Consider the following 12,381-nt stretch of genomic DNA (forward strand, 5'->3'; position numbering starts at 1 on the left):
CACTTGCACTTTTAACAATCTGCCCAAAATTCACGCAGTTTTTTTTCAATTTCGGAATTTTTGTTATCATATATAGGATTTTCCCACTCTCTAGGGAAAAGCTTTCTGTAATTATAGTTTGCAAATCTTTTATCTAAAAGCATTATTGTTCCTTTATCCTCCTCTGAACGTATAACTCTTCCAGAAGCTTGAAGTACTTTATTCATTCCTGGATACATATATGAATATTCATATCCCAAATTATTCTTATTATCAAAATATTCTCTTATCATATCTCTTTCTATACAAATTTTAGGAAGTCCAACGCCTATTATTGCAGCACCTATTAACTTTTCTCCTTTTAAGTCAATTCCCTCTGAAAATATACCTCCAAGTACACAAAAAGCTGCCATTCCATTTTCATTATTATCTTTAAATTTGGATAAAAACTCATCCTTTTCAATTTCATTCATACTAGTTTTTTGTACAATAGTTTCATAATTACAAACTTCATTAAATCTATCATAAACTTCATTCATATATTTATATGATGGAAAAAACACCATGTAATTTCCCTTTTTGATTTCAACAAAAGACTTTATGTACTGTACTACAGCATCATAGTTTTTCTCCCTATCAACATATTTAGTAGAAACATTATTTACTACAATTAAACATTTATTTTTTTCTGGAAATGGAGAATCAAAGCTAGCATTATAATCATCATCTTCAGCACCCAGTATTTCCTTAAAATAACTCATGGGGCTTAAAGTAGCAGAAAAAAATATAGTACTTATTCCCTTTTTAACTGATTCTTTAATAAATTTAGAAGGATCAAGACAAAATAATTTTATTTTAAAATCTTTACCATCCTTTTCACCATAGAATACAAAGTTTTCTGAGTACATTTCATAAATTTTCATAAACTTAAAGGCATCTAAATAAAACTCCAGCATTTCTTTGTAAACTTCGTGTTCTCTATTTTCAAGAATCCATTTTTCACATTTAGTTAAAAACTTAAATATAATCTTTCCTATTTCATCATGCGCTTCTTCTTTATCAATTACATAGCCATTATCTTCACTTAACTTTTTCATTTTTATAAAAAAAGAATTTATACTGTTGAGACTGCTATATAGTATACTTTTCTTGCTTATATTTTTTTTGAGATACATAATCTTACTTTTGTAAAGTTCAGCCGAATACATATCCCTTGCTCTATCAGGAAGATTATGTGCCTCATCAACTAAAAATACATAATCGCCTTTTCCCTCAGAAAAAAATCCTTTTAAATATACAGAAGGATCAAATAAATAATTATAATCACATATTATGCAGTCACACCATAAAGTCAAATCAAGAGACAATTCGAAAGGACAAACTTTGTACTTTTGGGCATACGTTTCTATGATTTCTTTAGTATAGCTCTCTTCATTATCAAGCAATTCATTAATAGCATCATTTACCCTATCATAATGTCCTTTAGCATAAGTACATTCCTCAGGATTACAGTTTACTTCATCATTAAAGCATATCTTTTCTTTTGAAGTTAAAATTATAGTTTTTAACCTAAATCCTTTTTTTCTCATAATATTAACAGCTGAATTTGCTGCTATAGCTGTAGTCCCCTTAGCAGTAAGATAAAATATTTTTTCGCAAAGCTCCTCGCCTAAAGCTTTTACAGCAGGAAAAAGTGTTGAAATTGTTTTTCCTATGCCAGTAGGTGCTTTTACAAATAATTTTTTCTTTTGCTGTATGGTTTTATATACGTAAACTGCAAGCTTTCTTTGACCTTTTCTATATTTTTCAAAGGGAAATCCTGAATTTTTTATTGAAGTGTTTCTCATACTTTTCCACTTTACATCTAGCTCTGCCCAATATGCATATTTTTCAAGGTACCCCAGGAACTCTTTTTCAAGTTCTTCTATGGAAACCACCTTAGTTAAAACTTTAATTTCTTCATTTTCAATATTAAAATATGTAAGACTTATGGCTAATTCTTCAAGTCCATTTTGCTTTGCATAAATATATCCATAACATGTAACCTGAGCCCAGTGTACTATATTATAATCTTCATTTATATCTTCAAGATTTCTTGATGTTGTTTTTATTTCATTTATAGTAACCTTTGAATTATCTATAAAAATCTCATCTGCTCTTCCATCTATTATAAAATTAATATTTTTGTACTCAATTTCATACTTCAAAAAAACTTCTGAGTTATAAGTATTCTTCTCCTTGCCATGAAATAACTTTTTATTCTTCTTTTGAATTTTCAAATGAGCCCTGGTACCTTCTGCCGCCCTGCTTGTTCCTGAAAATCTATTATCTAAATCACCACATCTTAAGATAAATTCAACCAGATTACGTACAGATATTTTAACCTTATCTTCCATTAGTTCTTTATCCTCTCCCAGTATTCTCTGCATTTATCTTCAAACTTATTTTTACTATATTCATAATATTTTCTGTCTCTAATATTTAAAGGGAGATATTCTTGCTTAACATAATTATTCTTATAGTCATGAGGATATTTATAATTCTGCATTCTTCCTAATTTTTTAGCTCCTTCATAATGACCATCTTTTAAATAATCAGGAATAGCCCCTACATTCATACTATCAAGATCACCTAAAGCTTTGTCAATTGCCGTAATTGCAGAATTTGATTTTGGCGCTGTTGCCAAGAGTATAACAGCTTCTGCAAGTGGAATCCTAGCTTCTGGAAGTCCCAATTCCAAAGCTGAATCTGTACATGCCTTAACTATTGAAATTGCCTGTGGATATGCAAGGCCTATATCCTCTGATGCTATAACAATGAGCCTCCTGCATATTGATTTGATATCTCCACCTTTTATGAGCATTGCCAGATAAAATATGGAAGCATCGGCATCACTCCCTCTTATTGACTTTTGAAAAGCACTTAAGATATCATAATGGTTATCTCCATCCTTATCAAAATTTAATACATTTTTTTGAGTGCACTCTTTTATAGTATCTAAATCAATAACAACATTTCCGTCCTCATCTTTATTAGTAGAATAAATAGCTATCTCAACTGAATTTAAGGTTTTTCTAACATCTCCTCCGCTGACATTCACTACATATTCTTTCGCCTCACGGGAAAATTTTATTTTCGTTCCTGAGAGCTCCTCCTCTACCATTGCAATAGCCCTATCAACTGCTTTCATTAATTCCGTATTTTCTAAAGGTTTAAATTCAAATATAGTGGAACGGCTAAGTATTGCATTATAAATATAAAAGTATGGATTTTCCGTGGTACTTGCAATTAAAGTTATACTTCCATCTTCCATAAATTCTAAAAGAGATTGCTGCTGCTTTTTATTAAAGTTTTGAATCTCATCTAAATAAAGAAGAACACCTTTTGACGCCATAAGTGTACCCGTAGTATCTGTAACCATCCTTATATCTTTTACAGATGCTGTAGTGGCATTAAGTTTATAAAAGGTTTTATTTGTTTTTTTAGCTATTATGTTTGCCACTGTAGTTTTACCCGTACCCGGCGGACCATAAAAAATCATGTTTGGTATTAATCCACTTTTTAAAATTCTGCTTAATATTTTTCCATCACCAATTATATGCTTTTGTCCAAAAACCTCTCCAAAATTTTTCGGCCTAATTCTATCTGCTAGTGGTTTCACAATTCTCCTCCTCATATATTTATAATTTCTTTTAGTTTCTTAACGTTTCCACGGCTTACTGGTATTTCTGATTTTTCGGGGTCCTTCATAACCAGTTTATACGTACCATTGAACCATGAATAAATTTCTAAAATCTTATTTATATTTACAACGTAACTTCTATGTGCTCTAAAGAATCCAGTTTTTTCTTCTATCTCACTTAAATTATTGCTAGTAACATATATTTTATCATACAATTTAATATATGTTTTTTCAGATTCAATATAGCAAAAATATATGTCTTCCGCATCTACAAGTATAATTTTACCATTATTTTCACATGGAATTTTGTTTATAATATTAACCACTTTTGCATTCTTTAATTCTTTTATTAACTCAGATATTCGACTTTCTACTGATATGTTATTCTCTCTACTTATATCAATATATTTTTTAAGTCTTTGTACAGTCTTATCTATCCTCTTATCATCAAATGGTTTTAATATGTAATCAAGTGCCATAATTTCAAAAGCATCTACAGCATACTTATCATATGCAGTAACAAATATAACCGCAATTTTACTGTTCACATCTTTTATTTTTTTAGCTAAGTTTATTCCATTGCAAGTTGGAATATTTATATCAAGAAAAACTGCTTCAGGTTTTAAACATTTTATAATATCAATTCCATCATTACTATTTTCAGCAGTACCAACTATTTCAATTTCATTATACTTTTCTAATATGAACTTGAGTTCATCCATAGCAGGAAGCTCATCTTCAATTAGAATGCATTTTATACTATTCATAAGTCTTTACTCTCCAAATCGGTATTTTAAAAGAAACCAATGTTCCTTTATTTTTAGAACTTTTTATATTTAATCCCGTATCCCTGTTGTATATCAGTTTTAATCTTTCATTAACATTATTAAGCCCTGTTCCCGTCAAATTTTTAATTACTTCCTCATATCTCCTTTTGTCCATTCCTATTCCATTATCCCTAATTAAAAATTCTAATTCATTATCTTTTTTATATATATTAATGTAGATATTCCCACCTGCTGCCTTTTTCAGTATACCATGTTTTATAGAATTTTCTACTATTGGCTGCACAATAAATGATGGCACTTTATCATGTAAAACATCATTTGATACATCAAAAATCACATTAATTCTCTCACCAAATCTAGCTTTTTCTATATATAAATAAGATTTTAACATATCAATCTCCTCTTCTAATTCTACAAATTCATCTTTACTTAAAGTCTGTCTGAAATAATTTGATAGAGAAATGATAAGCTGCCTCGCTTTCACAGGATTTGTTCTGCAAAATGAAGATATAGTATTTAAAGTATTAAACAAAAAATGAGGTTGAACTTGTGCCCTTAATACTTTAAGTTCTGACAAATCAGCTAAATGTGCCTTTTGATTGAGTTTAAAAAGTTCAATCTGAACTGATAATAATCCGCTTAATTCATTACAGAATTCAAGGAAGTACTTATTAAGTTTATATGATGGACTAAAAATCATGCCTATAGCACCATCTATACTGTCTTCCACAGATATAGGACAAATTATAAATAAGTATGTTTTTCCTATATCTTCTAAATCATATTGAGCTACCTTTGGATTATCATAAAAATCATCTATCATTTTCCTTAAATATCCCCAATCAAAGCTTTCTCCAAAATAGGAAAACACATCATTTTTATATGATAGAGCAACGCCTTTAACATTATCAGTTTTACAAATTGCCTTACATATTTTAAGTGCTGTGTCATTAGTAAGCCCTCTTTTAGTAATATATTTTATAGTACTTTTAGCTATATTTAAAGCTCTCTGGGCTTGTACAGCACTTAATCTATTATAATCATATTTAGAATTTTTAAGTATATAAATAAATATAGCCGTTCCTATTGAATTTATCATTATCATTGGAAGAGCAATCACTTTTTCAAGCTCCAATGCAGCTATCCTAGGTTTAGCAATACATAAAATAATTATTACTTGTATAACTTCTGCCAGAATGCTTGAAACAAAAGCATCTCTAATATTAAATTCTTCATTTTTAAATATTTTCTTAACTATACCTCCGAGAAATCCACTTATAACAGTAGCTATACAGCATGCTAAAGCCGTAAATCCACCAATAGTATATCTGTGAACACCTGCTATAATTCCAACTATAACTCCAACAAGAGGCCCTCCTACGTACCCAGCGGTTATAGCCCCTATAGATCTTGTATTTGCTATAGCATTATATTCAACCTTTACACCCATATAAGTCCCTAAAATTGCAAGCATACTAAAAAATATTACCATAGTAAGCTTATCTTTTATAGATTGATTTTTATTTATAAAATTTCCAAAAATACTGCACTGACTGTAAATATAAGCTGCAAGTGCTATAACTGCCATATTTTCTATTAAGTGAGCATATATCATTCAATAACATCTCCCCATATTTTCCCTTACTTTTTATATTATTTCAATTATGTATGTCAATCAAGGTTTATTTTGTGCTTTTTAGAAGGTATTTTTGTACATTCAGAAATTTCAACTTTTATTTCAATAAGTCAGATTGTACTATAACAGTATATATTAATATTTATAGGGGGGATTTTTTATGAATTCTATAGTACTTGTAATTGTAGCAGCTATGGTACTTATTATAGGTTATAGGCTTTATGGAGCCTTTATTGCTGCTAAGGTTTTAGTACTTGATGAAACAAGAACAGTTCCATCTGTAGTTCATAATGATGGTCATGATTACGTACCTACAAATAAATGGGTACTTTTAGGTCATCATTTTGCAGCTATTGCCGGTGCGGGTCCACTCATAGGTCCTGTACTAGCCGCACAATTTGGATATCTTCCAGGAACACTTTGGATTTTATTAGGAGGTGTACTTGCCGGAGGGGTCCACGACATGATACTTTTATTCGCTTCTGTAAGACACGATGGTCAATCTATAGCTGAAATTGCCAGGGATACTCTTGGTGAAAAAATGGGTTTTATAACTTCAATTTCTGTAATATTTATTTTAATAATAACTATGGCAGGTTTAGGATTACCTATTGTAAATTCACTTTTTAACAGCCCATGGGGTACCTTTACTGTTGGGTTTACAATACCAGTTGCCTTTTTAGTAGGAATATATCTAAAATTCATACGACCAGGCAAAATTGCTGAAGGTACTGTAATTGGAATGGTTCTAATTTTACTTGGGGTTTATCTAGGGCCATCAATTCAGCACACTTTTTTAGGAAATTTACTTACCTTTAATGCAAAGCAGCTATCATTAATACTTGCAATATACGGATTCCTTGCAGCCGCTCTTCCAGTATGGTTATTACTTTTACCTAGAGACTACCTAAGTACATACATGAAGTTAGGAGTTATCGGAGCACTTGTTATTGGAATAATATTTGTAAGACCAACTCTACAAATGCCCGCTGTAACAAAATTCGTAGCTGGCGGCGGTCCTGTTATTAACGGAAAAGTATTTCCATTTTTGTTTATAACAATAGCCTGTGGAGCACTCTCAGGTTTCCATGCATTAATAAGTACAGGTACTACTCCTAAACTTATTAATAATGAAAAAGATATACTACCTATAGGTTATGGTTCAATGCTTATTGAATCTTTTATAGCTCTTATGGCTCTTATAGCGGCAACAGTTCTTCCTACTTCAGACTATTTTGCTATAAATTCGGCTCCTGCAGTATTTGCAAAACTTCACATGATTCCAAAAGAACTTCCTATGCTTTCACAATTAGTAGGTGAAAAGTTAGCAGGAAGAACAGGTGGTTCCGTATCTCTTGCTGTTGGAATGTCTTATGTATTTTATAAGATTCCACATTTAAAAGCTCTTATGTCTTACTGGTATCATTTCTGTATAATGTTTGAAGCTTTATTTATACTTACAACTATAGATTCTGGTACTAGAATAGGACGATATTTGCTTCAAGATTTATTTGGGAAAGTATGCAAACCTCTTGCTAATAAAAACTCTTGGTTTAACATAATCTTCTTCAGTGGACTAATGTCCTTCACCTGGGGATATTTATTGTACACAGGTAATATATCAACTATTTGGCCTTTATTTGGTACAGCAAACCAAATGCTTGCAACTATAGCCTTTGCAGTGGGAACATCGGTTCTTCTTAAGATGGGCAAACAAAAATATATACCTATTACCATATTACCAATGATATTTGTTGGTGCAAATACCATTTGGGCCGCAATTGCAAACATAATAAGCTATATACCACAGCATAAAATACTTCTGTCTGTATTATCCTTCATACTTATAGTTATGATTGTTGTCATACTTACAGAAAGTATACGAATATGGGTAAAAGAATATAAACCTAAATCAAATGCTAAGAATATTGCAAAGTACTAGTATTTTGAAACATTAAATAAAGTTCATAAGATTTATCATAACTGAGGTTTGGGTCGTAAACCCATTATCCTTCTTTATAAAATACAGGCTATCTTAATATTTACGATTAGCGAATTTAAGTTATTAATTTAAAGACTCGTCTAGACTGTTTATAATATGGAGATTGCCCGTTTGAAGTCAAGAAGGATAATGGGCTTCGCCCAAACCTCTCATATGATACTGCTCAGACAAATTAAAATTTCTAAGTCTTTTTATAATCTGAAGCAAGTCTTATTAAATTTTATTTAAATCGTTTCCAAAATACTATTACTTCGCTTAGAATAAAAACAAGGTAAATTTTTCTCCACTTCCCTGCGAAAAATAGTATATTAATTTATCTGAAAATCAAATAATATAGATATAAAAATAAGCGACTATCCTAACGAATGGTCGTTTATTTTTTCATACACTTAATATTATTCTAAATCTTCATACTTAGAAATAATTTTGTTTACAATTCCATACTCTACTGCTTCATTTGCATTCATCCAATAATTTCTATCTATATTGTTTTGTACTTCTTCCAGCGGTTTTCCTGTAGCATCGCTAATTATTCTCGCTATCCTATCTTTAATTCTTAATATTTCTCTAGCTTCAATGGCAACATCAGTAGTTTGTCCTTGAACTCCACCTGAAGGTTGATGAATCATATACCTCGTATTCGGTAAAGAGTACCTATTTTCTTTTTCTGCTGCAAGATAAATAGTAATACCAGCGCTAGCTACCCATCCTGTGCCAATCATAATAACCTTAGGCTTTACAAATTTTATCATATCATGAATTGTATCACCAGATTCAACATGCCCACCTTGACTATTTAAGAAAATTTTGATAGGTTCATCACTAATTCCTTGTAAAATCAATAGCTGTGTACTTACTTTGGCTGCTAATTCTTGATTAATTTCTCCTGATATAATAATAGTTCTGGATTCAAGCATTTTTTCTAGATATATATCAGGTTTATTCTTATCTGCTTCTTTACTTTCTCCCTTATCTGACATCACACTATTAATATTCTCCATAATAAAGCCTCCTATTCTATGTAACAAATTCACACTAATGGTGTTAAATTGCTCGTGGCTATTTTACTACAAATGGGATCGCTTGTCTATATCCATAAAATCCAGTAATTGCTTTTTAAAATTTCTTTATGTTCATTCTACTAAACAGGAGGTGCTATATTAGCAATTTTTAAATTGCTAATATAGCACCTCCTTCTTCTTCTGTTGAATTATGCCAAATTTTATGGCTCTTACAATTTCTACTGAAACATCAATTTTAATTCATCAAAAACTTTTGTAGAATCTTCCTTTTCATCTTCATCATCCATCAATACCTGCATAGATGTTCCATACAAAGTACCTAGTAGTATCCTTGAAAGTGTCTTTGGTGAATAATTTTGAAATTTTCCTTTTGCCATAAGACCATTTATTATATGTTTTTCTATGACATTTGACATACTATTATAGAAATTATTTTCCAGCTTTTTCAGTGGTTTTGACCACATAGACATACTTGTTAAATCATAAAGAAGTTTAAATAATTGAGGATTATATTTGAGCATCTCCTTAAAATATTTTATAAGATACTCCACTTTTTCTTTTTCGCCTTTGCCCTTTTTTAGCAGTTCATCAACCTCACCAACATACTTTTCTGTTAGTTCTTTAATAACTTCCTTAAATAAGCCTTCCTTATTCTTATAATAGTAATTTAATTGACTTAATACCACACCTGCTTCTCCTGCAATATCTCTTAAAGATACATTAGCATATCCTTTTGATGATATACACTTAAAAGCAGCACTAATTATTCTTCTAGATTGACTTGTAACATTTTTGCCGCTGTCAATCATTATTACACACCTCACTTAATATTCAGGGCACTGAAATCTTTCTTATAAAATCACACATTTTATTTTCATTACCAAGTTTCATAATCTCTAAAATAGCACAATATTTATCCATAAGCATAACCACATAGCTCTCCTTGTATTTAGGCATTTTTAAAGTTAATGGCCACATATGCTTCACTATAATATCCTTTTCCTTACAATTTAAATTAAAAAATTTATTAGCATTTCTAAGAGCTGTATAAGGATGGGTAAATCCGTGAAGACCATCTTTAGATTTCGTAGTATGCCAATCGTACAAAAAGAAGTCATGCAGGAGGGCTCCTCTTGCTGCAGAACGATAATCGAACCCCAAATGCTTGCATATTAAATAGCTCATATATGAAACATAAATACAGTGATCAAGGCAACTAACATTGCTGTGTTGTATAAAATTCTCCATTGAAAGCACTATTTTTTTATTTAATAAATCATAGGTGCACTCTTTATATTCTCTATAAAGGCTCCTGGAACTTATTTTTGATTTCAAATTTAATTTTATCAAACCCATTATTTATAATTCTCCTTATATCACGGTTTACAGCACTTGCATTTGAAACCCATAAATATGGGAATGCAAAAAAAATCCTCTTATAATTTAATAATTTTTCTCTGCACTTACTAGCTGAAAGATTAGAATAATTTACAATAATATCTCTTAATTCTAGTGCATCTATTATAGACTTTATAGTATCAATCATGAGATAAATAAGTAAAATCTCTGCTCCTCGCTCTTTGCTAGTTGCAGACATATTAAAAATAATTCTAGCAATCATGGGATGAATACTTTGAACCAATACAAAAGCAAGTACTCCCCATAAAAGCGAATATTTAATACATATATATCCATGAATATTCCCTGAAAAGTCACTGTAGTCCCACCACTTACTATTAAATATCTTTTCCAAAATAAATCCTGTTATATACTCTAGTGTTGTAACTAAAATAACTGAGGTCATAACACATACTATTAACGCTGCAATAGAATTTGTGAAATATGATCTTACAAGAGTTGAACACTGCACAGTTAAAACAGCTCCAAATCCATAAATTGGGCAAAAAAATCCTGTTAAAAATCCCCTGTTTACTATTTGTTTGCTGGTTATGCTTGCAAAAGCTGTCTCAAGCATCCAGCCTAAAAAAGAATAAAGCCCAAAAAATAAAATATATTCTGAATAAGTCCACATATTCATACTCTCCTCCTTTACTTATTTTCCACAATTCGGACGTATGACTTAGAAAAATTTTACCATATACTTCATTTATGAGTCAATATTAAAAATTATTCTTAACAAAATTGTAATAAAGATCTTCTTTTCTATCCTGCTTAAATTTAAACTCATTTCTACACATTTTAACAATGTTTATATCCAAATCACATATGAGTAATTTTTCGTTATCTTTTTCAGTAACAACTACTTTACCATATGGGTCTACTACCATTGAATCTCCTGAATAGTATAATCCATTTCCTATACCCACTCTATTTACTGCTGCAATATAACATTGAGTTTCTATAGCCCTAGCTTTTAAAAGTGTAATCCAATGCCCTCTCCTACTTTCAGGCCAGTTAGCAATTATAATTATAATATCTGCTTTTTTACCTGCTAACTGAAAAATTTCTGGAAATCTTAAATCATAGCATATAAAAGTAGCACAGTTAAAATTATCAATGTTGCAGTATTTAAGCGCATTTCCGGAAACATAATATTTGTCTTCTTCTCCATAAGAAAATGGATGTATTTTACTATATCTTAATATTTCGCCGTTAACCGGTGAACATATTGATAAATTATTTATTCCTTTACCATTTTTCAATTTTTCTATAAAACCGAAAGCACAATGAACATTAAATTCTAAAGACTTCTTTTTAAACCATTCAACTGTTTCCAATTTATCTTCACCTATTTTGCTTACATTCATAGAAAATCCTGTAAGAGTCATTTCTGGAAATGCAATAAGGTCAACTCCATTTTTACTTGCTTTTTTTATAAATTTAGTACAGATTTTCTTTGTCATTTCTTTATTTTCCCATGCCACATCAATTTGCGCTAATGCTATTCTCACGTCAAACCACATCCTTTTAAAATTATTTTACATTAAATATAAAAATATGGGAACACTAAAATATAATTTATTTTAATGGAGGCAAAAAAATGAATATAGGAACAGTAAAATGGTTTGATCCAGAAAAAGGATATGGTTTTATTTCTTCAGAAGGCAGTGATGATGTATTTGTACACTATTCTGCAATAAAAGAAGAGGGACCCAGAAAATCTTTAGATCAAGGTCAACAGGTAAAATACGATATAGTAAAAGGTCCAAAAGGTCCCGAAGCTTCAAATGTTCAAAAAATGTGAAGGAACAGTTATGAAGGAACATTAAAAGAATTCTATGAATCTTATCATAACTGAGGTTTGGGTCAAA

At 30.4% G+C, this 12,381-nt stretch carries 11 protein-coding genes; 2 read left to right on the plus strand and 9 right to left on the minus strand.

Annotated features, from left to right (window positions below):
• Positions 1 to 11 precede the first annotated feature (11 nt).
• Genes BEE63_RS00995 through BEE63_RS01010 form a run of 4 tightly spaced genes read right to left on the minus strand, consistent with a single transcriptional unit; the run spans position 12 to position 6,064 of the window.
• Positions 12 to 2,375 carry a helicase C-terminal domain-containing protein gene (locus BEE63_RS00995; protein ID WP_081312422.1) on the minus strand — a complete coding sequence of 788 codons (2,364 nt, stop codon included), beginning with the start codon at positions 2,373 to 2,375 and terminating at the stop codon, positions 12 to 14.
• The gene (locus BEE63_RS01000; RefSeq protein WP_081312423.1) at positions 2,375 to 3,640 is read right to left on the minus strand and encodes a replication-associated recombination protein A; all 1,266 of its coding nucleotides are present in this window, start codon (positions 3,638 to 3,640) and stop codon (positions 2,375 to 2,377) included. The genes BEE63_RS00995 and BEE63_RS01000 overlap by 1 nt, the downstream gene beginning before the upstream one ends.
• A gap of 11 nt (positions 3,641 to 3,651) precedes the next feature.
• The gene (locus tag BEE63_RS01005; RefSeq protein WP_066019611.1) at positions 3,652 to 4,428 is read right to left on the minus strand and encodes a LytR/AlgR family response regulator transcription factor; all 777 of its coding nucleotides are present in this window, start codon (positions 4,426 to 4,428) and stop codon (positions 3,652 to 3,654) included.
• On the minus strand, positions 4,421 to 6,064 hold the full coding sequence (locus BEE63_RS01010) for a LytS/YhcK type 5TM receptor domain-containing protein (RefSeq protein ID WP_066019612.1): 1,644 nt from the start codon (positions 6,062 to 6,064) through the stop codon (positions 4,421 to 4,423). The genes BEE63_RS01005 and BEE63_RS01010 overlap by 8 nt, the downstream gene beginning before the upstream one ends.
• A 181-nt stretch (positions 6,065 to 6,245) precedes the next feature.
• On the opposite strand from BEE63_RS01010, the gene BEE63_RS01015 reads away from it, so the two are divergent.
• Positions 6,246 to 8,027, plus strand: coding sequence for a carbon starvation CstA family protein (locus BEE63_RS01015; RefSeq protein WP_066019613.1), 1,782 nt, complete (start codon positions 6,246 to 6,248; stop codon positions 8,025 to 8,027).
• A gap of 455 nt (positions 8,028 to 8,482) precedes the next feature.
• Here the strand turns inward: BEE63_RS01015 and BEE63_RS01020 are convergent, their stop codons facing one another.
• The 5 genes from BEE63_RS01020 to BEE63_RS01040 form a co-directional block, all read right to left on the minus strand.
• Positions 8,483 to 9,088, minus strand: a complete 606-nt coding sequence (locus tag BEE63_RS01020) for an ATP-dependent Clp protease proteolytic subunit (RefSeq protein WP_242874634.1) — start codon at positions 9,086 to 9,088, stop codon at positions 8,483 to 8,485.
• Positions 9,089 to 9,327: 239 nt separating this feature from the next.
• The gene (locus tag BEE63_RS01025) at positions 9,328 to 9,918 is read right to left on the minus strand and encodes a TetR/AcrR family transcriptional regulator (RefSeq protein WP_066019614.1); all 591 of its coding nucleotides are present in this window, start codon (positions 9,916 to 9,918) and stop codon (positions 9,328 to 9,330) included.
• A gap of 22 nt (positions 9,919 to 9,940) precedes the next feature.
• Positions 9,941 to 10,468, minus strand: coding sequence for an HD family phosphohydrolase (locus tag BEE63_RS01030; RefSeq protein ID WP_066019615.1), 528 nt, complete (start codon positions 10,466 to 10,468; stop codon positions 9,941 to 9,943).
• Entirely contained in the window at positions 10,410 to 11,141 is a 732-nt protein-coding gene (locus BEE63_RS01035; RefSeq protein WP_066023111.1) for a putative ABC transporter permease, read from the minus strand. Before BEE63_RS01035 ends, BEE63_RS01030 begins: the two co-directional genes overlap by 59 nt.
• 88 nt (positions 11,142 to 11,229) lie before the next feature.
• Entirely contained in the window at positions 11,230 to 12,021 is a 792-nt protein-coding gene (locus tag BEE63_RS01040; RefSeq protein ID WP_066019616.1) for a nitrilase-related carbon-nitrogen hydrolase, read from the minus strand.
• A gap of 89 nt (positions 12,022 to 12,110) precedes the next feature.
• Between BEE63_RS01040 and BEE63_RS01045 the strand changes: the two genes are divergently transcribed.
• Positions 12,111 to 12,314: a cold-shock protein gene (locus BEE63_RS01045; RefSeq protein ID WP_066019617.1), complete on the plus strand. Its 204-nt coding sequence runs from the start codon at positions 12,111 to 12,113 to the stop codon at positions 12,312 to 12,314.
• Positions 12,315 to 12,381: the final 67 nt, after the last annotated feature.

Origin of the sequence: Clostridium pasteurianum (genome assembly GCF_001705235.1) — a bacterium.
Taxonomy (GTDB): Bacteria; Bacillota; Clostridia; order Clostridiales; family Clostridiaceae; genus Clostridium_S; species Clostridium_S pasteurianum_A.